Origin of the sequence: Streptomyces sp. NPDC026092 (genome assembly GCF_040638605.1) — a bacterium.
In the GTDB taxonomy this organism is placed as follows: domain Bacteria; phylum Actinomycetota; class Actinomycetes; order Streptomycetales; family Streptomycetaceae; genus Streptomyces.
The window spans coordinates 15,485-38,279 of sequence record NZ_JBEZYN010000029.1; the positions used below are offsets into that span (position 1 = coordinate 15,485).

Consider the following 22,795-nt stretch of genomic DNA (forward strand, 5'->3'; position numbering starts at 1 on the left):
GCGCCCGAAGGCGAGTCCGATGTGCGCGGATCGCGCCCGATCCGATAGCAAAGGCGCATGGCCGTTTTCGTCGCGCTCGGCGCGTTCCTCATGACGCTCTTCGGCGGCTGGACGGCGCAGCGCGTCACCGACCGACGCCACCTTGTCCTCGGCCTCGCCGGCGGACTGATGCTCGGCGTGGTCGGACTCGACCTCCTGCCGGAGGCCATGGAGGCCGCGGGGGAGAAGGTCTTCGGCGTGCCGCAGGCCCTGCTGCTCTTCGTGGGCGGCTTCCTCTTCGCCCATGTCGTGGAACGGCTGCTGGCGGTCCGTCAGGCCGCGCACGGGGTCGCGGCCGGCGAACGGGTACCGCAGGTCGGGCTCACCGCGGCGGGGGCGATGGTCGCCCACAGCCTCATGGACGGCATCGCGCTCGGCGCCGCCTTCCAGGTCGGCGGGGGGATGGGCGCGACCGTCGCGCTCGCCGTCATCACCCACGACTTCGCCGACGGGTTCAACACGTACACGATCACCAGCCTCTACGGGAACGCCCGGCGCAAGGCGGTCCTGATGCTGGTGGCGGACGCGGCCGCCCCGATCGTCGGCGCGGCGTCCACGCTGCTGTTCACCCTTCCGGAGGAACTCCTCGGCAGCTATCTCGGCTTCTTCGGCGGCGCCCTGCTCTACCTCGCCGCCGCCGAGATCCTCCCCGAGGCCCACCACGAACACCCGGCCCTCTCCACCCTGCTGTGCACGGTGGCGGGCGTCGGCTTCATCTGGCTCGTGGTGGGTGTGTCGGGCGGCTGATCTCACGCGGCCGGCCCGTTCCCGCAGTGCGCGACGAACCGGGCCGCCGCCTCCGGGGCGCCCGCCCAGTGGGTGTGCACATAACTCGCGTGCACCCCGCCCTGGACGAAGCCCTCCACTCTCCGCTCAGGCTGCCGCAGCCCCCAGGCCGCCCGGGCCCCGGCGCCCGGCTCGATCACGGTCCGGTGGAACTCGTGCCCCCGCATCCGCGCCCCGTTCGCCGCGAGCGCACTGTCGCTCACCGCCACGGCGTCCCGGTACCCGAGCGTCAGCCGCTCCGACATCCGCGCCTCCGCGTCGAGCACCCCGCACATGGGCCGCCCGTCCAGCGAACGCGCGAGATACAGCAGCCCGGCGCACTCGGCGGCCACCGGCGCACCGGACCCGGCCAACTCGGCGACGGCCTTCCGCAACGGCTCGTTGGCGGACAGCTCGGCACCGTACATCTCGGGAAACCCACCCCCTATGACAAGCCCGGAGGTCCCCTCGGGCAGCGCCTCGTCCCGCAACGGATCGAACGTCACCACCTCGGCCCCGGCGGCGGTGAGCAACTCGGCATGCTCGGCGTAGGAGAACGTGAAGGCGGCGCCACCGGCGACGGCCACCACGGGGCGTGCCCGCCCGACGGCTTCCACCCGAACGGCGCCCACGGGGTCCCAGACCTCCCCAGGCATCGGCGGCGCCGACCGCGCCAGGGCCCACAGCGCATCCAGGTCGCACCCCTGGAGCACCTGCTCCCCCTGCGCGGCAACCGCCTCGACCGCGGCGGCCTGCCGCTCGGCGACGGGCACAAGACCAAGGTGCCGAGAAGGCGTCGCGACGGAAGGCGCCCGCCGCAGCACCCCCATGACCGGCACCCCCGACCCGCCGAGCGCCTCCCGCAGCAGGTGCTCGTGCCGGTCCGACGCGACCTTGTTGAGGATCACCCCGCCGATCCGCACCTCCGGGTCCCACGACGCGAACCCGTGCACCAGGGCCGCCACCGACCGGGACTGCGAGGACGCGTCCACGACCAGCACCACGGGCGCCCTGAGGATCTTCGCCACCTGCGCCGTCGACGCCAGCTCGCCCTGGTCGGCAGCCCCGTCGTAGAGGCCCATCACGCCCTCGACGACCGCCAGGTCGCAGCCGCGCGCCCCGTGCTCGAAGAGCGGTGCGATCAGCCCCGTACCGCACATGTACGCGTCGAGGTTCCGGCCGGGCCGTCCCGTCGCGAGTGCGTGGTAGCCCGGGTCGATGTAGTCCGGGCCGACCTTGTGCGGGGAGACCGCGAGGCCACGGCTCGCGAACGCGGCCATCAGGCCGGTCGCGACCGTGGTCTTGCCCGCGCCGGAGGACGGCGCGGCGATGACGAGACGTGCTACCACTCGATGCCCCGCTGGCCCTTCTGACCCGCGTCCATCGGGTGCTTCACCTTCGACATGTCCGTGACGAGATCCGCGAAGTCCATGAGCTCCTGCGGGGCGTTGCGGCCGGTGATGACGACGTGCTGGTGTCCGGGGCGGTCGCGGAGCACCTCGACCACCTCGGCCGTGTCGATCCAGCCCCAGTGCAGCAGGTAGGCGAACTCGTCGAGGACGTAGAACTTGTACTTCTCCTCCGCGAGGTCCCGCTTGACCTGCTCCCAGCCCTCGCGCGCCTTGTCCTCGTGGGACTGCTCGCCCTCGGCGACCTCACGCTGGATCCAGGACCAGCCCTCGCCCATCTTGTTCCAGGTGACCGTGCCGCCCTTGCCGGTCTCGCCGAGCGCCTTGAGGGCGTTCTCCTCGCCGACCTTCCACTTGGCGGACTTGACGAACTGGAACACCCCGATCGGCCAGCCCTGGTTCCAGGCGCGCAGCGCCATGCCGAAGGCGGCGGTCGACTTCCCCTTGCCGACACCGGTGTGCACCATCACCAGCGCCCGGTTGCGGCGCTGACGGGTGGTGAGACCGTCGTCGGGAACCACGGTCGGCTGTCCCTGCGGCATCAGGCTGCCCTCCTCGTTGCATGCTGCTCTGCCTGTACGTTCCTGACGAGACCGGCGATCGAGTCGGCGCGCAGCTCGTCCAGGGTCACGGCGGTGCCGCCCAGTTCACGGGCGAGGTTCCCGGCGAGCCCGAGCCGTACCGGACCGGTCTCGCAGTCCACGACGACGGCCGCCGTGCCGTCGGCGGCGTGCAGCCGCGCGGCGCGGGCGGCGAGCGCCACCGGGTCGGCGCCGCCGCCGGTCGCCCGGCCGTCGGTCACGACCACGAGCAGCGGCCGGCGCGAGGGGTCCCGCAGCCGCTCGACGCGCAGCACGTCATGGGCCTTGAGCAGCCCCGCCGACAGCGGCGTACGGCCGCCCGTCGGGAGCTGTTCGAGCCGGGCCGCGGCGGCGTCGACCGACGACGTGGGCGGCAGGGCCACCTCGGCGTCCCGGCCCCGGAAGGTCACCAGGCCGACCTTGTCGCGCCGCTGGTAGGCGTCGAGCAGGAGCGAGAGCACCGCGCCCTTCACCGCGCTCATCCGCTGCCGCGCCGCCATCGAACCGGAGGCGTCGACGGCGAAAAGCACCAGGTTCCCCTCCCGGCCCTCGCGCGTCGCCTGCCGCAGGTCGTCCCGGCGGACGACCAGCCCGGGACCGCTCCGCCCGCGCGCCTTCTGGTGCGGGGCGGCGGCGTGCACGGTCGCGGTCAGGTGCAGCTTGGTCAGCACGCCCCTGGGCCGCACGGAGCCGGTGGTCCTGCCGTGTTCGGTACGGGCCCGGGAGCGCCGCCCTGCCGCACCCTCGCCGAGCCCGGGGACGCTGAGCATCTTCGTACGGAACGGCTCGGCGGCCTTGACGGCAGCCCGCTCCCCGGCGCCTCCGGGCCCCTGGGGAGCCGGCGCGGGGGCCTCGTCGGGCCCGGAGTCCTGGGGGACGCCGTCGTCCGGCCCTTCGCCCTGGGGCGGAACACCGCCGCCGGGACCACCGCCGGGGCCTCCGTCCGGACCCGGATCCGGATCCTCGTCGCCCTCGTCCTCGCCCTTGAACCGTTCCAGGGTCTCGTCGAGCTTGTCCTCGTCGAGCCCCGGCGCGTCGAACGGGTTCCGCCGCCTGCGGTGCGGGAGCGCGAGCAGCGCCGCCTGCCGGACGTCCTCGGAGCTCACCTCCGTGCGCCCGGCCCAGGCGGCGAGCGCGGTCGCCGTCCGGGCCATCACGATGTCCGCGCGCATGCCGTCCACCTCGAACGCGGCGCAGGTCGCGGCGATCTGGAGCAGGGCCGCGTCCCCGAGCGCCACGTGCGGCAGCAGCTCGCGGGCCGCGACGATCCGCTCGCGCAGCGCGGTCTCCTCGCCCGCCCAGCGCGCGGCGAACGCGGCCGGGTCGTCGTCGAAGGCCAGCCGCCGCCGGACGACCTCGACCCGCTGCTCGGGCTCGCGGGAGGCCGCGACCTCGACCGTCAGACCGAACCGGTCCAGCAACTGCGGCCGCAGCTCGCCCTCTTCGGGGTTCATCGTGCCGACGAGCAGGAAGCGGGCCGCGTGCCGTACGGAGACGCCTTCGCGCTCGACGTACGAGGAGCCCATCGCGGCGGCGTCGAGGAGCAGGTCGATCAGGTGGTCGTGGAGGAGGTTGACCTCGTCGACGTAGAGGATCCCCCGGTGCGCATCGGCCAGCAGACCGGGCTCGAAGGCCTTCACGCCCTCGGCGAGGGCCCGCTCGATGTCGAGCGCACCGACGAGCCGGTCCTCGGACGCGCCGACGGGCAGCTCGACCATCCGCGCGGCCCGCGCGGCGGCCGGGGCGGTCTCGTGCGGCCCGTCCGGGCAGCCGGGGTCGGGCGAGCCCGGGTCGCAGCTGAACCGGCAGCCCGCGACGACGGGCACCTCGGGCAGCAGGTCCGCGAGCGCCCGCACGGCGGTCGACTTGGCGGTGCCCTTCTCGCCCCGCACGAGGACCCCACCCACCGCCGGACTCACCGCGTTGAGCAGCAGCGCGAGGCGCAGGTCGTCCATACCGACGACGGCGGTGAACGGATACCGGGTGCTCATCGGGTGGTCCTCTCTTCGAGTTCGGTTCGCTGACGCGTGCTGAGGATCAGGGGGCGCAGGCACAGGGGGAGGTGGAGGCACGGGGGGAGGGGGTTCACGGCGCGGGGGAGGGGGCTCACGGCGCCCCCGGCGGCACGAACGGCAGCCCCGCGGGCGCCCCGTGCTCGATCAGGCGCAGCAGCGCGTCCGTGTCCGCGTGCTCCTCGATCAGGTCCCCGAGCCGGTCCAGCTGCTCCTCGCGGAGCGTCCCGAACGACGTGTCCGGGGCCGGCACGAAGCGCCGCCCGGCCGCCGCCGCGACCTCCCGCAGGAACGCCCGGCGGAACCCGTCGCTCTCCAGCGAGCCGTGCCAGTGCGTGCCCCAGACCGCGTCGACCCGGCACCCGTCCAGGAACGGCTCCCCGCCAAGCACCTCCGCGACCCCGTGGTGGATCTCGTACCCCTCCACCCGCTCACCGAGCGCCTCGCCGACCGGCCGCGCGAGCGTCTTCCCGGCCGTGAACCGGACCCGTACGGGCAGCAGCCCGAGCCCGTCGACCGTGCCCGCCTTCGACTCGACCTCGTCCTCGATCCGCTCCCCGAGCGCCTGGAAGCCGCCGCAGATGCCGAGCACCGGCCGGCCCTCCGCCGCGCGCCGCGCCAGGGCGTCCGCGAGCCCGCGTTCGCGCAGCCACGCCAGTGCCTTCACCGTGCCCCGGGTGCCCGGCACGACCACCAGGTCCGCGTCGACCAGCTCCTCGGCCCGGTCCACGAACCGCACGACGACGCCCGGTTCGGCCGCCAGCGCGTCCACGTCCGTGAAGTTCGACATCAGCGGCACCGCGCACACCGCGACCCGCAGCACGTCCGCGCCGACCGGCGGCGCGACGACCGACTCGCGGACCGCGCCCCGCAGGGAGACCCGAAGGCCGTCCTCCTCGTCGATGCCGAGCCCGTGCGCGTACGGCAGCACACCGTACGTCCGCCGCCCGGTCAGCCCGAGCAGCATGTCGAGCCCCGGCTCGAGCAGGGTCACGTCGCCGCGGAACTTGTTCACGAGGTAGCCCGCGATCAGCTCCTGGTCCTCGGGCGCGAGCAGCGCCGTCGTGCCGAAGAACTGGGCGAACACCCCGCCCCGGTCGATGTCCCCGACCACGAGCACCGGCAGCCGCGCGGCCCGCGCGATGCCCATGTTCACGATGTCGGTCCGGCGCAGATTGATCTCGGCCGGACTGCCCGCCCCCTCGCAGATCACGGCGTCATACGTGCCCCGCAGCTCCTCCAGGCACGCCATCACCGGCTCGAAGAGCTCCTTCTGCCGCCCTCCGTGGTAGCCGCGCGCGCTCAACTCGCCCACCGGCCTGCCCATCAGGACGACCTGGCTGGACCGGTCGCTGCCCGGCTTCAGCAGGACCGGGTTCATCAGCGCGGTCGGCTCGACCCGGGCCGCCTGCGCCTGCATGGCCTGCGCCCGGCCGATCTCCGCGCCCTCCCGGGTCACGAAGGAGTTCAGGGACATGTTCTGCCCCTTGAACGGGGCGACCTTCACGCCCTGCCGGACCAGCCAGCGGCAGATGCCCGCCGTGACGACGCTCTTGCCCGCGTCGGACGTGGTCCCCGCGACCAGCAGCCCCCCGCCTCTCATGCCGCCCTCCGCTTCGCCGCACGCGCCTTCAGCGCGCCCGCCACGATCCGTCCGCCCACGCAGGCCGCGAGCGTGAGCCCGGTGACCCGGCGCGAGAGCCGGACCGCCCGTTCGATGTCCGCGACCTCCACGGCCCGTCCCTCCCCGTTCAGTACGGGCCGGTGCTCGACCCGGCCGCCGTACGACAGCGTCCCGCCGAGCCGTACCCCGAGCGCCCCCGCGAACGAGGCCTCCACCGGGCCCGCGTTGGGGCTCGGGTGCTTCGCCGCGTCCGCCTTCCAGGCGCGTACCGCCCCCCGCGCATCGCCCCCGGCCACCGTCGCGAGCGCGGCCGTCAGCCGGGCGCCCGGCCAGCCGGCCACGTCGTCGAGCCGGGCCGAGGCCCAGCCGAAGCGCCGGTACCGCGCCGACCGGTGGCCGACCATGGCGTCCAGGGTGTTCACCGCCCGGAAGGCGACCAGGCCCGGTACGCCCGCGACGGCGCCCCACACCAGGGCGCCCACGACGGCGTCGGAGGTGTTCTCGGCGACGGACTCCACGACCGCGCGGGCCATCGCCGGACCGTCCAGGGAGTGCGGATCGCGCCCGCACAGATGGGGGAGCCGTTCCCGGGCCACGTCCAGGTCGCCGGCCGCGAGGGCGCCGCCGATCGCGCGGGCCTCCCGGCCCAGCGTCGTCCCGCCGACGACGGCCCACACGGCGGCGGCGGTCAGCGCGGCGGAGGCGCGGGGGTGGTCACGTACGGTACGGGCGGCCAGCGCGGCGGCGCCCGCGGCGCCCGTCACGCAGACGGCGCTGTGCAGCGCGCCCCACCCGCGGTGGTCGCGCCAGAGCAGCTTCTCGACGGCGCCGGCGGCGCGCCCGAACGCGGCGACCGGGTGGCCGCGGCGGGGGTCGCCGAGGATCAGATCGGCGGCAAGGCCGGCGGCCGCGCCGTAAGCGAATACACCTGGGGCAGCACTGCGGCCGGGCATGGCGCTGTGTCCTCACTCAGGGTCCGCGCCCTGGCTCGACGTGACCGGCGGCGAGAGTTCCTGGCTCCCGGGGAGCGACTCCCCGGTCACAGTGGCGGGACCGCGCCGGATTCGCACCGGGCTTCCTCTGATTGCCGCCGTAATGGCCCCGGAAGTCCACCACGTGTGCGAACACCCGTCAACTCACGCTTGACCTGCGGCGGGACACTGTGCGAAGCACCACACGGAACCCACGGGGAGCCCGGCGCGGACCTCCGTGAACGACGACCGGGCGGGCCGCACCCGAAGGTGCGACCCGCCCGGCCGGCGGAGCGGGATCGTCGTCAGGCGACGATCAGATAGATGCCGTACGCGACGGCCGCCGCGCAGAGCGCGAAGCAGGCGTACGCGCCGGTGCGCGCCATGGCCGCGGAGCCTCCCTGAGCTGCGGCTTCCTCCTGCTTGGAGAGGCCGACGATGCCGAGGGTGAAGAGGCCCACGAGGGCGACGGTCGCCACGAGGCTGACTCCGAAGACGGAGCCGAGAGCTGCCCAGTCGATCTTCATGGTGTCCGTTCCTTACACCGCGGCCGAGGCGGCGGGGGCTGCCGGGTCCGTGGGGGCCGGCGAGGGGATGGTGGTCTTGAGGTCGTCGTCCGCGGCGGTGGCGAACGAACCGGCCGGGGCCGGCGGGGTGACGGCCGCGATGGCGGTGGTCACGACGCCCGCGGGCTCGCCGTCGATCTCGTCGGCGGTGACGTTGTGGTGGTCGACCGGCTTGCGGCGGGAGAGCGCCCAGATGACGGCCGAACCCGCGATCAGGAGGACCGCGACGACGGCGACGCCCCAGCTGCCCTGCTTGGTGAGGAACTCCGCGCCGGCGCCGACCAGGCCCGCGGCGGGCAGGGTCAGACCCCAGGCGACGAACATCCGGGTCGCGGTCGACCAGCGGACGACACCGCCCTTGCGGCCGAGGCCCGCGCCCATCACGGCGCCGGAGCAGGACTGGGTGGTGGAGAGCGAGAAGCCCAGGTGCGACGAGGCCAGGATGACCGTGGCGGCGCTGGTCTGGGCGGCGAAGCCCTGCTGCGGCTGGAGGTCCGTGAGGCCCTTGCCCATGGTGCGGATGATGCGCCAGCCGCCGAGGTAGGTGCCGAGCGCGATCGCGACACCGGCGGAGACGATGACCCACATCGGAGGGTTGGAGCCGGGGGCGAGGACGCCGCCGGTGACCAGGGCGAGGGTGATGACACCCATGGTCTTCTGCGCGTCGTTGGTGCCGTGCGCGAGCGAGACGAGACCGGCGGACGCGATCTGACCGGCGCGGTAGCCCTTGGCCTTGGCCTTGGTCTCCTTCTTGGCGCCGATCTTGTACGTCAGCTTGGTGGCCGCCATCGCGGCGAGGCCGGCGACGAGCGGCGCGGCGATCGCGGGGATCAGGACCTTGCTGACCACGGTCGAGCCGTTGACGGCCGACCAGCCGGCCGACATCACGGCCGCGCCGATGAGTCCGCCGAAGAGGGCGTGGGAGGAGCTGGACGGCAGACCCAGGAGCCAGGTCAGCAGATTCCAGAGAATGGCGCCGACGAGCGCCGCGAAGATCACTTCGGTACGAATGCCCTGTTCGTTGATGATCCCGCCGGAGATCGTCTTGGCGACCTCGACGGACAGGAACGCGCCGACCAGGTTGAGCACGGCGGACATCGCCACCGCGGTCTTGGGCTTGAGTGCACCGGTCGAGATGGTCGTCGCCATCGCGTTGGCGGTGTCGTGGAAACCGTTCGTGAAATCGAACACGAGAGCTGTCACGACCACAATCGCGAGCAGCAGCGTGATGTGTTCCATTTACCCAGGCAATCGTTTGACGTCAGTGGCTGGACGAACGTAGGCAACCTGAGTGAACGGAAGATGAACTGAGCCGGGCGGTGCGGTGTCCCAAATCGAGGTCTGGGCATTCCGCTTGACCCGCGCGAGGGCTTCCCGTGAACGCTCTGTCCACGATGTGGGCACCCCGGACCCCGGGTAATCCCGGCCGTCACGGGACGCGAGGGGCGGCGTCCGCTTCGTCCCGGCTCGCCCGTGTCAGTCCGTGGACGCGCCGAGACGTACGCCGCGCGGCCCGTCAGCCCACCGGGGGACCCCGGAAGGAGACCCATGTCACTCTCCCGGGGGCGGCGAGGGGGCCGCGATGGGCGGCGACCGGCGACGACCGGGGACGGACACGGGCGGGTTCGTCCGGTGGCAGCCCCGGCCCGACCTGTCGACACTGGGACCGTGCGCCCCGCTACAGCGACGGCAGCGGCCGTCACCACTCTGCTCGGTGCCGGTGCGGCCGCGCTCGCGGCCGGCCGGTACGCCGGTGACATCGCCCTGAAGGCGACGTCCGGACGGCCCCTGCCCGGCGACCCCCGGCTCACCGTGCACGCCACGGGCCCCGGCCAGGTCACCCTGACCCGCAGCCTCGCCTCCCTGCGCCCCGGTACGTACGGGATCGAGGGCCCCGGCGTCCACGCGGTCGTGGGCCCGGTCCTCGACCGCGTGCCGCACACCGCCGACACCGTCGTACGGCGCCTGGAACGCGTCGAGCACGGCGACCTGGGCCCCGGCGCCCGGGTCCGGCTCACGCCCGAGCTGCACAGCGGTACCCCGGAGACCGCCCTGGGCGTGGCCCAGGAGGACGTCGAGATCCCCGGCGAACTCGGCTCCCTGCCCGCCTGGCTCGTCCCCGGACCGCGCTCCACCTGGGTCATCGCCCTGCACGGCATCGGCACCACCCGCCGGCACCCCCTGAACCTCGTCCCCTTCCTCTCCCGCCGGCAGATCCCCGTCCTCTGCCTCTCCTACCGGGGCGACGAGGGCGCGCCGCAGTCCCCGGACGGCCTCGGACACCTCGGCGACTCCGAGTGGCGCGACGTCGACGCGGCCGTCCGCTACGCCGTCCGCCAGGGCGCCGAACACGTCGTCCTGCACGGCTGGGGGACCGGCGCCACGATGGCCCTGCACGCCGCCGCCGAATCCGGCGTACGGGACGTCATCCGCGGCCTCGTCCTGGACTCCCCGGTCCTCGACCGGGAGGCGACCCTGCGCAACCTCGCCGCCGCCCGGGGCGTACCGGGACCGCTGCTCCCGCTCGCCGTGCGCGCCGCGATCGGCCGGGGCTGGCCGCACGGCGACCGGCTTCCGGAGCTCGCCGACCCGGCCGCCCTGCGCGTACCGACGCTCGTCCTGCACGGCCCCGACGACACGATCGCCCCCTGGGAACCCTCCCTCGAACTGGCCTCCCGCCGACCGGAGCTGGTCACCCTCCACACCGTCAGGAACGCCCCGCACGCCGCGATGTGGAACGCCGACCCGATCCGCTACGAAGAGGCCCTGCGCCGCTTCCTCACGCCCCTCCTGTAGCCCTCACGCGAGTCCTCCCGCGAGCCTTCCGCTTGCCCCGCGCCGGGCCGCGGTGGTGCCTCGGCCGGGGCTCCGCGACGGCCTCTTTCGATTCCGATTGGGCTTTCGGGCCGTCAACGGGAAGACTGCCTCCGTGACGTCTCGAAAGCCCGATGAGCATTTGGCGCGCAACTCCAGACTCCGACTTGTCCGTCCGCGGGCACTCGCCACCGCCCGACGGGCCGTGACGACCCGGCGCACCCGCCCGGCCCCGCGCCCGCCGGAGGGCACTCCGCCCCGCGCGGAACTGGCCCGCCAGGCCCGGACCGTCCTCGCCGACGCCGTACGGATCGCCCGCTGGGCGGCCCTCGACGCCGAGCCCGGGACCGCCGCCGAGCCCCGCCCGCAGGCCTTCCCCGACCAGGAACGGGCCGCCGCCGCGCTGGACCTGACACCCGGCCAGATCCGGGCCGGCTGGGACCGCGCCCGGCTCGCCGGACTCGTGGAACTCCACGGCGACACCGCCCGCCCCGGCTGGCGGCTGCACGCCTGGGACCGCGACGACTCCGCCGTCCTGCGCGGCTGGGTCGCCCTCTTCGACGCCTGGTCCCTGGTCCACCCCGCCCCGGAGGACGTCGCCCCCGGCGCCGTCGCCGAGGTCGTCGAGGCCGTTCCCCAGGTGCTCTCCCTCCTCCAGCTCTCCGCCGGACCCGTGGTGGTCCCGGCCCTGCTCGACCTGCTCGGGCAGCGCGTCGACGAACTGCGCGAGGAGCGCTGCGAGGTCCCCGTCGAGGGCGCCCCCGACACCACGGCCGCCACCGACGCGTCCGCCGCCGGGCCCGACCGGTTCGCCGCGCTGCTCGACTGGGCCCTGGAAGGGCTCGCCGCCGTCGGCGCCCTGACCCTCGGCGAGGGGTCCGAGGGCCGTCAGGCGACCCTCACCCCGCTCGGCAACTGGGCGGTCTGGGTCAAGCTGGAGCAGATCTGCGTCGCCGCCCAGAGCCCGGCCGGCAACATCGAGCAGTCCGCCGAGGACATGCTCCGCGGCTGCGCCGGCCTCACCCCCGGCCCCGCCCGCGACGAGTACCGCGCCTGGCTCGCCGCCCGCACCCTCGCCGGCGCGGTCGCCGAGCTGATCGCCGTCGCCCGCGGCGAGGACGCCCTGCTGCGCGGCCTCGCCTTCGAGGCGCTCCGGGTCGTCGGAGCCCCCGCAGAGGCGGAGGTCCGCGCCGCGGCCGAGGAGGTCTCGCTGCGGCCGTACGCCCTGCTGTGGCTCGCCGAGTACGAGGGCGCCGACCCCGACGACGCCCCCGAGGTGCTCACCCGTGAAGAGGCCACCTGGCTCTGGGTGGACACCGCCGCGGCCGTCGCCGACCACGGCGAGAGCACGCTCCTGGTGCGGCACCTGGAGTCGGCGGTCCAGGGCACGGTCCCGGCGCTCCTCGACGAGGTACGCGCCCTCGGCCATCCCCGTACGGTCCAGGTCCTGGTCGCCCTGGCCGCGGCCCACCCCGACCCCGCCCTCGCCAAGGCGGTCCGCCGGGCGGCCTTCCAGGTGCACACCGGGGGAGCCTGACGGTCGGCGGCCCGGGCCCCCGCGCCCGGGCTCTCCGCCGGAGTTCCGCGTCCCGGCCCCGCGCCCCTCCTCAGCCGGTGGCCCCCGGCAGGTAGGTGCCGAAGCTCCAGACGTTCCCCTCGCCGTCGCGGGCGATGTAGTCCCGCGAGCCGTACTCCTGGTCCGTCGGCGGCATCACGATCTCGACGCCGTGGGCCACCGCCCGCGCGTGGTGCTCGTCCACGTCGTCCACGTGGACGTACACCCCGCTGGGCCCGGAGCCCTCGACCAGCTTGTCGAACTCGGTCCCCGTACCCTTGCTGCCGAGCATCACCATCCCGTTGCCGAAGGACAGCTCGGCGTGCATGACCTTGCCGTCCTCGCCCTCGTACACCGCGGTGCGGGTGAAGCCGAACGCCTCCGTCAGCTGTCTGATCGCGGTGTGCGCGTCGTGGTAGGTCAGGGTCGGACAGATATGGGGTGCCTCAGCCATCCCGATCACTCCTTCTCGTGGCGGAATGTGACCTGGGTCTCAGTCTGGCATCCGGCGCTGACACCGGCACTGACATCGGGGCGGCTCAGCGGAAGGTGTTGCACTGCGCCATGTCCCCGGTCCGGTACCCGGTGTAGAACCACTGCTGGCGCTGCGCCGCCGAGCCGTGCGTCCAGTTCTCCGGCGTCACCCGGCCCTGGAACTTCTCCTGGATCCGGTCGTCGCCCACCGCCGCGGCCGCGTCCAGACCGTCCCGGATGTCCTCGTCCGTGAGCCGGGTCAGCAGCGGCCGGCCGGTCTTCTCGTCGGGCGTGGTCGTCGCGTGCCGCGCCCAGACGCCCGCGTAGCAGTCGGCCTGCAGCTCGACCTTGACGGCGTTGGAGTTCGCGCCCGTCCGCCCGTCCTGGGCGCGGGCCAGGGTGCCCATCATGTTCTGGATGTGGTGGCCGTACTCGTGCGCGACCACGTAGGCCTGGGCGAAGGGTCCGCCGCTCGACCCGAACTTGGTCCGCAGCTCGTCGAAGAAGCCCAGGTCCAGATAGACCTGCCGGTCGCCGGGGCAGTAGAACGGCCCGACCGCCGAGGTGGCCGAGCCGCAGGCCGTGCCGACCCGGTTGGCGAACATGACCGTGCGCGCGTCCCCGTACCGTCCGCCGCGCCGCTGGTACTCCGCCCGCCAGAAGTCCTGCACGCTGTTGACGACCGCCACGATCCGGCAGTCCTCGCGGGCGTTCGCGTCGGCGCCGGTCCGGCAGGTCTGCTCGACCTGGGCCAGCGAGGACGAGGTCGCGACCGGTTCGGGATCGCCCGCGGAGAGCCCCAGCTGCTCGGGGCCCACCCCGAAGAGCAGCCCCAGGATCAGCGCGATGAACCCGACGATGCCGCCGCCCACGGTCGCCTTGCCGCCGGGGATGCGGCTGCCGCGGACGTCCTTGACCTCCGAGGTGTCCAGGTTGGCGTCGTCGTCGAACTGCATGGGCCACACCCTCTGCCGTCGTACCGCGGCAGAGACCGCCGCCTTGCGCCCGAGTATCGGCGAATCCGATAGGGCTCGCCCCTTTTGTCGGGCATGGGCGGGAAGAGGGGAAAGGGGTGGCGGTGGGCGGGCCCGGGACAGTGGCCGAAAAGCAGTTGCATGCGCCCGTTAGACTGGCCGTATGGCCATTCTCCGCGCGCATGACTAGCGGCGTCGAATCCGCACTCAACCCCTTCCGCCGAACCGTCCGCCCTGGAGTCTGTCCGTGATCACCGCTTCCGGCATCGAGCTGCGCGCCGGCGCCCGCATCCTCATCGAGTCCGCTTCCTTCCGTATCGCCAAGGGCGACCGCATCGGCCTGGTCGGCCGCAACGGAGCGGGCAAGACCACGCTCACCAAGTGCCTCGCGGGCGAGGGCATGCCCGCCTCCGGCCAGATCGCCCGCTCCGGCGAGGTGGGCTACCTCCCGCAGGATCCGCGCACCGGCGACCTCGACGTCCTGGCCCGCGACCGCATCCTCTCCGCCCGCGGACTGGACGTCCTCATCAAGAAGATGCGGATGAACGAGGAGCGCATCGCGACCGGCACCGGCGGCACGCGCGACAAGGCGATGAAGCAGTACGAGCGCCAGGAGACCGAGTTCCTCACCAAGGGCGGGTACGCCGCCGAGGCAGAGGCCTCCACCATCGCCGCCGCCCTCGGCCTGCCGGACCGCGTCCTCGGCCAGCCGCTGCACACCCTCTCCGGTGGCCAGCGCCGCCGCGTCGAGCTGGCCCGGATCCTGTTCTCCGACGCCGACACCCTGCTCCTCGACGAGCCCACCAACCACCTCGACGCCGACTCCATCGTCTGGCTGCGCGACTACCTCAAGACCTACCGCGGTGGCTTCATCGTCATCTCCCACGACGTCGACCTCGTCGAGACCGTCGTGAACAAGGTCTTCTACCTGGACGCCAACCGCTCCACGATCGACGTCTACAACATGGGCTGGAAGCTCTACCAGCAGCAGCGCGAGGCCGACGAGAAGCGCCGCAGGCGCGAGCGCCAGAACGCCGAGAAGAAGGCCGCCGCCCTCAACTCGCAGGCCGACAAGATGCGCGCCAAGGCCACCAAGACCGTCGCCGCGCAGAACATGGCCAAGCGCGCCGAGCGGCTGCTCTCCGGCCTGGAGGCGGTCCGCGTCAACGACAAGGTCGCCAAGCTCCGCTTCCCCGAGCCCGCGCCCTGCGGCAAGACCCCGCTGACGGCGGAGGGCCTGTCCAAGTCGTACGGCTCGCTGGAAATCTTCACCGATGTGAACCTCGCGATCGACAAGGGCTCGCGTGTCGTCATCCTGGGCCTCAACGGCGCGGGCAAGACCACGCTCCTTCGGCTGCTCGCCGGGGCCGAGAAGCCCGACACCGGCGAGGTGACCCCGGGCCACGGCCTCAAGCTCGGCTACTACGCCCAGGAGCACGAGACGCTCGACCCGGAGCGCACCGTCCTGGAGAACATGCGCTCCTCCGCGCCCGACCTCGACCTGGTCGAGGTGCGCAAGACGCTCGGCTCCTTCCTCTTCTCCGGCGACGACGTCGACAAGCCGGCCGGGGTGCTCTCCGGCGGCGAGAAGACCCGGCTCGCGCTGGCGACCCTGGTCGTCTCCTCGGCGAACGTGCTGCTCCTGGACGAGCCGACCAACAACCTCGACCCGGCCAGCCGCGAGGAGATCCTCGGCGCGCTGCGCACCTACAAGGGCGCCGTCGTCCTCGTCACGCACGACGAGGGCGCGGTCGACGCGCTCGAACCGGAGCGGATCATCCTGCTCCCGGACGGTGTCGAGGACCTGTGGGGCCCGGACTACAAGGACCTCGTGGCGCTCGCCTGATCATCTCGGTATGGATCATTCGGCTCATGGGTGATCCTTCATCTGAGTGAGGGCGTCTCATCCTCCCGGCGCGGCTCTCTGCGGAATCCTTCCGCCAGGGCCGCGCCGCCTTGTTTCTCCCCCTGCGGCGCTGACCTGCTGATTCCCGGCCGGGCGTGTCCCGGAGCATGGATCAAGCCGACCGGAATCAAAGACTCCGCTCGTGGCGACGGGCCGGAGAGGCGCAAACCTGGTGCCACGGACCTTGTCGAATGGGTGGCCAGGACGTCCGGGAGGGGTGATCATGAGAAGTCCAGAGCGCACTTCCCATGAGGAGGCACGGGTGGCCGAGACTCTGAAGAAGGGCAGCCGGGTGACCGGCGCCGCGCGCGACAAGCTCGCGGCAGACCTGAAGAAGAAGTACGACTCCGGTGCGAGCATCCGGGCGCTGGCCGAGGAAACCGGCCGCTCCTACGGATTCGTCCACCGGATGCTCAGTGAATCCGGAGTCACGCTGCGTGGACGCGGCGGAGCGACACGGGGCAAGAAGGCCGCCTCGGCCTGACTGGGCGCGGTTCGTCGGGTCCATCGGTTCTTACGGTGGCCACCCGGTCGCCCGTGCGGTCGACCGGGTGGTTACTGTGCAGTCACTTAAGCGTGCTGCACCGGAACCGGAGGCGCCCCATGACTTCGCTCGACTCTGTGCTCGTGTTCGACAAGGACGGTGTACGGCTCACCGTCGAGGACGCCGTTGCCACGGTGAACCTGACCAATCCGGCGAAGCGCAACGCCCAGTCTCCCGCTCTGTGGCGGGCGTTGACAGAGGCCGGCCGGTCACTGCCGGGCAGCGTGCGGGTCGTCGTCCTGCGCGGTGAGGGGCAGTCCTTCTCCGCCGGGCTCGACCGGCAGGCGTTCACGCCCGAGGGCTTCGACGGAGAGCCGTCCTTCCTGGACCTCGCACGGGGTTCGGACGAGGACCTGGACGCGGTCATCGCCGAGTACCAGGAGGCGTTCACCTGGTGGCGCCGTAGCGACCTCGTGTCGATCGCGGCCGTCCAGGGGCACGCCATCGGTGCGGGTTTCCAGCTCGCCCTCGCCTGCGACCTGCGGGTCGTCGCCGACGACGTGCAGTTCGCCATGCGCGAGACCAGCCTGGGACTCGTCCCCGACCTCACCGGCACGCACCCCCTTGTGGGTCTTGTCGGCTACGCCCGTGCGCTGGAGATCTGCGCCACGGGCCGCTTCGTCCACGCGCAGGAGGCCGAGCGCATCGGCCTCGCCAACATCGCCGTGCCCGCCGACGAACTCGACGGTGCGGTACGGGACTTGAGCGCCGCGCTGCTCTCCGCCCCGCGCGATGCCGTCATCGAGACCAAGGCGCTGCTCCAGGGTGCCGTCGGCCGCTCGTACGAGGACCAGCGCGTCGCCGAGCGCGCCGCCCAGGCCCGCCGGCTGCGCGACCTGGCCGGGCTCGGCGACTGATCCGGCGCGCGATGCGGCGTGCGCGGAGGCGTCCGCGCGGGCGTGCGCCGGAGACCGCGTCTCAGCGGATCTCCGCGACCAGGACCGTGACCGCCGCCCCGGGAGCCGTTTCGGCTGCCCGGGCGCGGGCGGCGCGGGCCACGTCCAGGGCGCGGTGACCCGCCGCGACCGCCAGCTCCACGCGCAGCGTGCCCGGGGAGCGGTGGACCGGGGCGCCCAGGACGGACATGAGCCCCGCCACGCCCGGCACCCCGAGCACCGCGACCGCCACCGGGTCCTCGGTGGCGGGGCTCTCGGTCGCCCGGGCCGAGGTTCGCCCGACTGGGGGAGCGGCGGCCGGGGAATCCGGGGCGGCCTCCGCGAGGCCGGTCACCCGCAGGTCCACCGTCGCCACCCTCAGGCCGAGCTCCCGCTCCGCCGAGGCGAACAGCGCGCCGCGCACGTCCTTGGCCAGCTCCGGCAGCGGCCGCTCCGCCGCCCGAGCCGCCTCCGCCGCGAACTCCCCGGTGATCCGCAGCGTCCCCGGCGGCAACCCGCCCGGCGGTACGGGGAACGGCGTATCCGCCCCCGCCTCCGCGAGCCCTACCCGCAGCGCCCCCGGCACCACGCCCAATACCGCGCCGGCCGCCCGCAGCAGCACCGTCCGGGCCGCGCGTTCCGTCAGCCACGCCCCGTCCGCCGCGTCCCCCAGCGGCAGCAGCCGTCCGGGCCCCAGCCGCTCACGGACCGTTCCCACCCATCCCGCCCCAGGTGTCGTCGTCATCGCCCCAGCCTAATGTGGGCAAAGGCATAGATAGCCTCATGGAAGGGATGAACGGTGATGAATGACCCCGCACACCCCAAGGAACCGTCCGTCACCAAGCGGGGCGGCGGCAATCCGGCCTCCCGCGGCCGGACCACCATCGCCGACGGCGTCGTCGAGAAGATCGCCGGTCTGGCGGCCCGCGAGGTCGTCGGCGTCCACGCCATGGGCAGCGGGCTCTCCCGCACGCTCGGTGCCGTACGGGACCGGGTGCCCGGTGGAGGCGGTACCAAGTCGGGGGTCACCCGCGGTGTGAAGGCCGAGGTCGGCGAGGTGCAGACCGCCCTCGACCTGGAGATCGTCGTCGACTACGGCGTCTCCATCGGAGATGTCGCCGGGGCCGTGCGCGAGAACGTCATCGCCGCCGTCGAGCGGATGACCGGTCTCGAGGTCGTCGAGGTCAACATCGCCGTGAGCGACGTGAAGCTGCCGGACGAAGAGGACGAGGTGCCGGAGTCTCGGCTCCAGTAGCCGCGGGCTGACCGGCGGAAAGGGCTCAGCATGAGCATGGCAGTGGTCGGCCTGGTGGCCGGAATGGCCCTCGGATTCGCCGGGTACTTCGGCGGATTCGGGGCGTTCGTGTTGGTCGCGGCGTTGGGCGCGGTCGGCTTCGTCGTCGGGCGGTTCCTGGAGGGCGACCTCGAACCCGGCGACTTCTTCCGGGGTCGCGAGCGCGGCGACCGGCGGCGGTGACCGGGGGTGACAGTCGACGGGGCAGGCGGTGGTGCGCTCGACCGGCCGGTCGAGCGGGTGGGCCCGGCCGGCCGGGGTGCGACCACGATCGCCGACCGGGTCGTAGCGAAGATCGCGGCGCGTGCCGCCAGGGAGGCGCTCGACGCGGTTCCCCCGGGCGGCTCGGCGCCGCACGCCTCGGTCGTCGTGCTCCGTGACACGGCGCGGGTCTCGGTCACCCTGGAGCTGGCCTACCCTGCTGACCTCGGCCGGCAGTGCGGCGCGGTGCGCGGCCAGGTGAAGCGCCGGGTCCGGGAGCTGGCGGGCATGGAGGTCCCCGAGGTGGCCGTCCATGTCGAGCGGCTGCACTCCCCGCGCACGGCGCGCGAGTCGGACGGGCGGAGGCTGCGATGACGACGGACACGGCGACCGGCACCGGAGCCGAGGACCCGCCCGTACCCGTACTGAAGGACCCAGCGCCGCCGCCCGGCGCGCGCCGCTTCTGGGCGGTGCGGCGCATCCCCGCGGCCCTGATCGCGCTCGTCCTGCTCGGCGCGAGCGGTCTGCTGCTCTACGACGTGGCCGCCGTCCGGGCCGACCGTACGGCCATGGCCTGGCGCCGCGAACTCGCCGACGACCTGGCGACCCGGCCGCTCGACAACGCCTGGGTGCTGGCCGGCGCGTCCCTCGCCGTCCTCGTCGGCGTCTGGCTGCTGATCCTGGCAGCGACCCCGGGGCTGCGCGCGGTCCTGCCGATGCGCCGGGACCACACCGACGTACGCGCCGGGCTCGACCGCGAGGCCGCCGCGCTGACCCTGCGGGACCGGGCGATGGAGGTGTCGGGCGTGCAGTCGGTACGGGTACGGATGGGGCGCAAGAAGGTGGCCGTCCGGGCGGTCTCGCACTTCCGCGAACTCGACGAGGTCCGCGCCGACGTGGAGAGCGTCCTCGGCACCGGCATCGACGACCTGGGCCTCGCCCGGCCACCCGCGCTGACCGTACGGGTGGGCCGGCCGCCGACGAAGGGGGGCCGGGTGTGATGACCGTCGTCCTGCGCCGCGTCAACCGCGTGCTGCTCGCCCTGATCGGCCTGGCGCTCGTCCTCGTCGGCGGGGCGGTCCTGGCCGCCGGGTTCGATCTCTCGGTGCCCTCGTGGTGGCCGTGGTACGGCCCCTCCGACGTCCTGCTGAGCCGGGCCGACCGGCTCCGGTGGCGCGACGAGGGCTGGTGGTGGCCGGTGGTGATCGCCGTCCTCGGCGTGATCGTGCTCCTCGCCCTGTGGTGGCTGCTCGCCCAGTTCCGGCGCGCCCGGCTCGCCGAGATCCTGATCGACACGGGCGACGGGGAGGCGGCGACGCTGCGCGGCCGGACCCTGGAGGCCGTCCTGGAGGCGGACGCGACGGCCCAGGACGGCGTGGCCCGGGCCCGGGTCGCCCTGACGGGCCGCCGCACGGCCCCGCGCACGCGCATGGCGCTGCTCCTGGAGCCGTACGCCTCCCCGGGCGCCGCCCTGACCTCGCTGAGCACGGAGGCCCTGGCCAACGCCCGCACCTCCACGGGCCTGACCGCCCTTCCCACGGAGGCCCGCCTCCGGGCGGTCAAGCACCGGGCCCGCCGCGTGACGTGACGCCCCGCGCCTCGGTCAGAAGCCGTGCCGGGCGCCGCCGTCCACCGACACCATCACACCGGTCACGTACGAGGCGGCCGGCGACAGCAGGAACGCCGCCGTGCGGCCGTACTCCTCCGGGGTGCCGTAGCGGCGCAGCGGGATGCGGGACTCGTTCGCGGTGCGGGAGGCGTCCGCGTCGCCCGAGAGGGCGTCCAGCTGGCGCACCCGGTCCGTGTCGATCCGGCCCGGCAGCACGCCGACGACCCGGATGCCGCGCGGGCCCAGGTCCCCCGCGAGGGACTTCGCGAAGCCGGCGAGGCCCGGCCGGAGCCCGTTGGAGATCGTCAGGCCCTGGATCGGCTCGTGGACCGAGCCCGACAGGACGAAGCCGATGACCCCGCCCTCGGTCAGCGCCTCCGCCGCCGCCCTGGCCATCCGTACCGCGCCGAGGAAGACGCTGTCGAAGGCGGCCGCCCACTGCTCGTCGGTGTTGTCCGCGGCGAAGCCCGGGGCCGGGCCGCCGACGCTCACGAGGATGCCGTCGAAGCGCCCGAAGCGGGAGCGCGCCTCCGCGATCAGCCGGGCGGGCGCCTCCGGGTCGGCGTTGTCGGCGGCGAGCCCCGCCGCGTCCGGGCCGAGCTCGGCGACCGCCTCGGCGACGGTCTTCTCCTCGCGCCCGGTGACCAGCACCTTCGCGCCCTCGGCGAGCAGCGCCTCGGCCGAGGCACGGCCGAGCCCCCGGGTCCCGCCGGTCACCACGTACACACGGTCCTTCAGTCCAAGATCCATGCGCCCTATCCTGCCGGGTCCTCCTCGCCCAGCGCGAGAGCGGTGCCGACCAGACCGATGTGGCTGAACGCCTGCGGGAAGTTGCCCAGCTGACGCCCCGCCACCGGGTCGTACTCCTCCGCGAGCAGCCCGACGTCGTTGCGGAGCTCCAGGAGGCGCTCGAAGAGCTCCCGGGCCTCGTCCTTCCGGCCGGTCATCCGCAGCGCGTCCGCCATCCAGAAGGAGCAGACCAGAAACGTTCCCTCGCCGCCGGGAAGGCCGTCGACCGAGCCGCCCTCGGTGCTGTAGCGGCGGACGAAGCCGCCGTGCGTCAGCTCCTCCCGCACCGCGTCCACCGTCCCCACCACCCGGGGGTCGTCCGGCGGCAGGAAGCCGACCCGGGGGATCAGCAGCGTCGCCGCGTCCAGCTCCCGCGAGCCGTAGGACTGGGTGAAGGTGTTGCGCACGGGGTCGTATCCCTTGGCGCACACCTCCGCGTGGATCTCGTCCCGCATCGTCCGCCAGCGCGCCGGGTCGCCGCGCAGCGAGGGGTCGGCCCCCAGCGTGCGCACCGCCCGGTCGGCGGCCACCCAGGCCATCACCTTCGAGTGCACGAAGTGCCGGCGCGCCCCGCGCACCTCCCACAGCCCCTCGTCCGGGTTCCGCCAGGTCGACTCCAGGAAGCCGAGCAGGCTCAGCTGGAGGTTCCAGGCGTGGTCCCCCGGCGGGATCCCGGCCTGCCGCGCCATGTGGAGCGAGTCCATGACCTCGCCGTAGACGTCGAGCTGGAACTGCTCCACCGCCGCGTTCCCGATCCGGACCGGCGCCGACTCCGCGTAGCCGCGCAGCCAGGTCAGCTCCATCTCCGGCAGCCGCCGCTCGCCGGCCGGCCCGTACATGATCTGCAGATCGGCCGGATCGCCCGCGACCGCCCGCAGCAGCCAGTCGCGCCAGGCCGCCGCCTCGTCGACGTAACCGGCCGACAGGAGCGCGCCGAGGGTGAGGGTCGAGTCGCGCAGCCAGCAGGAGCGGTAGTCCCAGTTCCGTACGCCGCCCAGCTCCTCCGGCAGCGAGGTGGTCGGGGCGGCCATGATGCCGCCGGTCGGCCGGTAGGTGAGCGCCTTCAGGGTCAGCAGCGAGCGCAGCACCGCCTGCCGGTACGGACCCTCGTAGGAGCAGCGCGACGCCCAGTCCCGCCAGTCCGTCAGGCACTCGTCGAGCGCGCCGAACGGGTCGATCAGCTCGGGGCGCGGCTGGTGCGAGGGGTGCCAGGTGAGCACGAAGGCGACCTTCTGGCCGGCGTCCACGGTGAACGAGGAGCACGTGGAGAACTGCTGCCCCCAGGTCTTCACCGGCGGCTCGCTGCGAAACCAGACCGAGTCGGGCCCGGCCACGGCCACCCGGTGGCCGTCGCTGCGCCGCACCCACGGGACGATCGAGCCGTAGTCGAAGCGGAGCCGGAGCACCCCGCTCATCTCGACGGTGCCGCTGACGCCCTCCACGATCCGCATCACATCGGGGTACGTGTCCCGCTGCGGCATGAAGTCGATGACCTTCACGGTGCCGGTGCGGGTCTCCCAGTACGTCTCCAGGACCAGCGAGTCACCCGCGTAGCCCCGGGTGGTGCAGGTCGTGGCGCCCTTGGGCGCGATCCGCCACTGGCCGTTCTCCTCGTCGCCGAGGAGCGCGGCGAAGCAGGCGGCCGAATCGAAGCGCGGCAGACACAGCCAGTCGATCGACCCGTCGCGTCCGACGAGCGCCGCGGTCTGGAGATCGCCGATGAGGGCGTAGTCGTCGATACGTTGCGTCACGCTCTGGCGTGTTCCCGCGCGAGGCGACGGTCAATCAGAGGG

General features: G+C 73.6%; 23 protein-coding genes and 1 riboswitch. Of the genes, 11 read left to right on the top strand and 12 right to left on the bottom strand.

From position 1 onward, the window contains the following. The first annotated feature begins 57 nt into the window (after positions 1-57). Positions 58-786 carry a ZIP family metal transporter gene (locus AB0F56_RS32610; protein ID WP_362016361.1) on the top strand — a complete coding sequence of 243 codons (729 nt, stop codon included), beginning with the start codon at positions 58-60 and terminating at the stop codon, positions 784-786. Positions 787-788: 2 nt separating this feature from the next. Here the strand turns inward: AB0F56_RS32610 and AB0F56_RS32615 are convergent, their stop codons facing one another. From AB0F56_RS32615 to AB0F56_RS32645, 7 genes are all read right to left on the bottom strand, one after another. Next, entirely contained in the window at positions 789-2,153 is a 1,365-nt protein-coding gene (locus tag AB0F56_RS32615; RefSeq protein ID WP_362016363.1) for a cobyrinate a,c-diamide synthase, read from the bottom strand. Beyond that, a complete protein-coding gene (gene cobO / locus AB0F56_RS32620) occupies positions 2,147-2,755 on the bottom strand; it encodes a cob(I)yrinic acid a,c-diamide adenosyltransferase (protein ID WP_362016365.1) in 609 nt (202 codons plus the stop codon). Before cobO ends, AB0F56_RS32615 begins: the two co-directional genes overlap by 7 nt. Continuing rightward, positions 2,755-4,785, bottom strand: a complete 2,031-nt coding sequence (locus tag AB0F56_RS32625; RefSeq protein WP_362016367.1) for a putative cobaltochelatase — start codon at positions 4,783-4,785, stop codon at positions 2,755-2,757. Before AB0F56_RS32625 ends, cobO begins: the two co-directional genes overlap by 1 nt. 115 nt (positions 4,786-4,900) lie before the next feature. After that, positions 4,901-6,409, bottom strand: a complete 1,509-nt coding sequence (locus AB0F56_RS32630; protein WP_362016369.1) for a cobyric acid synthase — start codon at positions 6,407-6,409, stop codon at positions 4,901-4,903. Continuing rightward, complete coding sequence (locus AB0F56_RS32635) at positions 6,406-7,383, bottom strand: cobalamin biosynthesis protein (RefSeq protein WP_362016371.1); 978 nt, start codon at positions 7,381-7,383, stop codon at positions 6,406-6,408. Before AB0F56_RS32635 ends, AB0F56_RS32630 begins: the two co-directional genes overlap by 4 nt. A gap of 54 nt (positions 7,384-7,437) precedes the next feature. After that, positions 7,438-7,512, bottom strand: a riboswitch (cobalamin riboswitch). 194 nt (positions 7,513-7,706) lie between these two features. Next, positions 7,707-7,928 (bottom strand): hypothetical protein, encoded by a 222-nt coding sequence (locus AB0F56_RS32640; RefSeq protein ID WP_362016373.1) that lies wholly within the window; start codon positions 7,926-7,928, stop codon positions 7,707-7,709. Positions 7,929-7,940: 12 nt separating this feature from the next. After that, complete coding sequence (locus tag AB0F56_RS32645) at positions 7,941-9,206, bottom strand: inorganic phosphate transporter (RefSeq protein WP_362016375.1); 1,266 nt, start codon at positions 9,204-9,206, stop codon at positions 7,941-7,943. A gap of 429 nt (positions 9,207-9,635) precedes the next feature. Between AB0F56_RS32645 and AB0F56_RS32650 the strand changes: the two genes are divergently transcribed. Continuing rightward, entirely contained in the window at positions 9,636-10,763 is a 1,128-nt protein-coding gene (locus AB0F56_RS32650) for a hypothetical protein (RefSeq protein ID WP_362016377.1), read from the top strand. 223 nt (positions 10,764-10,986) lie between these two features. Next, positions 10,987-12,318 (top strand): hypothetical protein, encoded by a 1,332-nt coding sequence (locus AB0F56_RS32655; protein ID WP_362016379.1) that lies wholly within the window; start codon positions 10,987-10,989, stop codon positions 12,316-12,318. A 70-nt stretch (positions 12,319-12,388) separates the two neighbouring features. On the opposite strand, the gene AB0F56_RS32660 is transcribed toward AB0F56_RS32655, so the two are convergent. Both AB0F56_RS32660 and AB0F56_RS32665 read right to left on the bottom strand, forming a co-directional pair. Continuing rightward, positions 12,389-12,790 carry a VOC family protein gene (locus tag AB0F56_RS32660; protein ID WP_362016381.1) on the bottom strand — a complete coding sequence of 134 codons (402 nt, stop codon included), beginning with the start codon at positions 12,788-12,790 and terminating at the stop codon, positions 12,389-12,391. 85 nt (positions 12,791-12,875) lie between these two features. Continuing rightward, a complete protein-coding gene (locus AB0F56_RS32665; protein ID WP_362016383.1) occupies positions 12,876-13,766 on the bottom strand; it encodes a neutral zinc metallopeptidase in 891 nt (296 codons plus the stop codon). A 265-nt stretch (positions 13,767-14,031) separates the two neighbouring features. Between AB0F56_RS32665 and AB0F56_RS32670 the strand changes: the two genes are divergently transcribed. From AB0F56_RS32670 to AB0F56_RS32680, 3 genes are all read left to right on the top strand, one after another. After that, positions 14,032-15,630, top strand: a complete 1,599-nt coding sequence (locus AB0F56_RS32670; RefSeq protein ID WP_362016385.1) for an ABC-F family ATP-binding cassette domain-containing protein — start codon at positions 14,032-14,034, stop codon at positions 15,628-15,630. Between the two features lie 322 nt (positions 15,631-15,952). Further along, positions 15,953-16,174 (top strand): helix-turn-helix domain-containing protein, encoded by a 222-nt coding sequence (locus AB0F56_RS32675; protein ID WP_006123601.1) that lies wholly within the window; start codon positions 15,953-15,955, stop codon positions 16,172-16,174. A 119-nt stretch (positions 16,175-16,293) separates the two neighbouring features. Then, a complete protein-coding gene (locus tag AB0F56_RS32680; RefSeq protein WP_362016387.1) occupies positions 16,294-17,091 on the top strand; it encodes an enoyl-CoA hydratase/isomerase family protein in 798 nt (265 codons plus the stop codon). A gap of 61 nt (positions 17,092-17,152) precedes the next feature. Here the strand turns inward: AB0F56_RS32680 and AB0F56_RS32685 are convergent, their stop codons facing one another. Further along, on the bottom strand, positions 17,153-17,854 hold the full coding sequence (locus AB0F56_RS32685) for a hypothetical protein (protein ID WP_362016389.1): 702 nt from the start codon (positions 17,852-17,854) through the stop codon (positions 17,153-17,155). 57 nt (positions 17,855-17,911) lie between these two features. Between AB0F56_RS32685 and AB0F56_RS32690 the strand changes: the two genes are divergently transcribed. The 5 genes from AB0F56_RS32690 to amaP are packed head-to-tail and all read left to right on the top strand — an operon-like array spanning position 17,912 to position 20,192. Continuing rightward, positions 17,912-18,364, top strand: coding sequence for an Asp23/Gls24 family envelope stress response protein (locus AB0F56_RS32690; protein WP_362016391.1), 453 nt, complete (start codon positions 17,912-17,914; stop codon positions 18,362-18,364). A 30-nt stretch (positions 18,365-18,394) separates the two neighbouring features. Then, entirely contained in the window at positions 18,395-18,586 is a 192-nt protein-coding gene (locus tag AB0F56_RS32695; RefSeq protein WP_315894609.1) for a hypothetical protein, read from the top strand. 6 nt (positions 18,587-18,592) lie between these two features. After that, the gene (locus AB0F56_RS32700) at positions 18,593-18,979 is read left to right on the top strand and encodes an iron-sulfur cluster assembly protein (RefSeq protein ID WP_362016393.1); all 387 of its coding nucleotides are present in this window, start codon (positions 18,593-18,595) and stop codon (positions 18,977-18,979) included. Continuing rightward, a complete protein-coding gene (locus AB0F56_RS32705) occupies positions 18,976-19,605 on the top strand; it encodes a DUF6286 domain-containing protein (protein WP_362016395.1) in 630 nt (209 codons plus the stop codon). The genes AB0F56_RS32700 and AB0F56_RS32705 overlap by 4 nt, the downstream gene beginning before the upstream one ends. Next, positions 19,605-20,192 (top strand): alkaline shock response membrane anchor protein AmaP, encoded by a 588-nt coding sequence (amaP, locus tag AB0F56_RS32710; RefSeq protein WP_362016397.1) that lies wholly within the window; start codon positions 19,605-19,607, stop codon positions 20,190-20,192. Before AB0F56_RS32705 ends, amaP begins: the two co-directional genes overlap by 1 nt. A 15-nt stretch (positions 20,193-20,207) precedes the next feature. Here amaP and AB0F56_RS32715 read toward each other — a convergent pair whose 3' ends face one another. Both AB0F56_RS32715 and AB0F56_RS32720 read right to left on the bottom strand, forming a co-directional pair. Next, entirely contained in the window at positions 20,208-20,963 is a 756-nt protein-coding gene (locus AB0F56_RS32715; RefSeq protein WP_362016399.1) for an SDR family oxidoreductase, read from the bottom strand. Between the two features lie 5 nt (positions 20,964-20,968). Continuing rightward, positions 20,969-22,753, bottom strand: coding sequence for a glycoside hydrolase family 15 protein (locus AB0F56_RS32720; protein WP_362016401.1), 1,785 nt, complete (start codon positions 22,751-22,753; stop codon positions 20,969-20,971). Positions 22,754-22,795 lie beyond the last annotated feature (42 nt).

What these genes read in the sequence shown, in the direction of transcription:
- AB0F56_RS32610 (WP_362016361.1), top strand. Translation starts at nt 58, where the DNA reads ATGGCCGTTTTCGTCGCGCTCGGCGCGTTCCTCATGACGCTCTTCGGC.
- cobO (WP_362016365.1), bottom strand. Translation starts at nt 2,755, where the DNA reads ATGCCGCAGGGACAGCCGACCGTGGTTCCCGACGACGGTCTCACCACC.
- AB0F56_RS32625 (WP_362016367.1), bottom strand. Translation starts at nt 4,785, where the DNA reads ATGAGCACCCGGTATCCGTTCACCGCCGTCGTCGGTATGGACGACCTG.
- AB0F56_RS32630 (WP_362016369.1), bottom strand. Translation starts at nt 6,409, where the DNA reads ATGAGAGGCGGGGGGCTGCTGGTCGCGGGGACCACGTCCGACGCGGGC.
- AB0F56_RS32635 (WP_362016371.1), bottom strand. Translation starts at nt 7,383, where the DNA reads ATGCCCGGCCGCAGTGCTGCCCCAGGTGTATTCGCTTACGGCGCGGCC.
- AB0F56_RS32640 (WP_362016373.1), bottom strand. Translation starts at nt 7,928, where the DNA reads ATGAAGATCGACTGGGCAGCTCTCGGCTCCGTCTTCGGAGTCAGCCTC.
- AB0F56_RS32645 (WP_362016375.1), bottom strand. Translation starts at nt 9,206, where the DNA reads ATGGAACACATCACGCTGCTGCTCGCGATTGTGGTCGTGACAGCTCTC.
- AB0F56_RS32660 (WP_362016381.1), bottom strand. Translation starts at nt 12,790, where the DNA reads ATGGCTGAGGCACCCCATATCTGTCCGACCCTGACCTACCACGACGCG.
- AB0F56_RS32665 (WP_362016383.1), bottom strand. Translation starts at nt 13,766, where the DNA reads ATGCAGTTCGACGACGACGCCAACCTGGACACCTCGGAGGTCAAGGAC.
- AB0F56_RS32680 (WP_362016387.1), top strand. Translation starts at nt 16,294, where the DNA reads ATGACTTCGCTCGACTCTGTGCTCGTGTTCGACAAGGACGGTGTACGG.
- AB0F56_RS32685 (WP_362016389.1), bottom strand. Translation starts at nt 17,854, where the DNA reads ATGACGACGACACCTGGGGCGGGATGGGTGGGAACGGTCCGTGAGCGG.
- AB0F56_RS32690 (WP_362016391.1), top strand. Translation starts at nt 17,912, where the DNA reads ATGAATGACCCCGCACACCCCAAGGAACCGTCCGTCACCAAGCGGGGC.
- AB0F56_RS32695 (WP_315894609.1), top strand. Translation starts at nt 18,395, where the DNA reads ATGAGCATGGCAGTGGTCGGCCTGGTGGCCGGAATGGCCCTCGGATTC.
- AB0F56_RS32705 (WP_362016395.1), top strand. Translation starts at nt 18,976, where the DNA reads ATGACGACGGACACGGCGACCGGCACCGGAGCCGAGGACCCGCCCGTA.
- amaP (WP_362016397.1), top strand. Translation starts at nt 19,605, where the DNA reads ATGACCGTCGTCCTGCGCCGCGTCAACCGCGTGCTGCTCGCCCTGATC.
- AB0F56_RS32715 (WP_362016399.1), bottom strand. Translation starts at nt 20,963, where the DNA reads ATGGATCTTGGACTGAAGGACCGTGTGTACGTGGTGACCGGCGGGACC.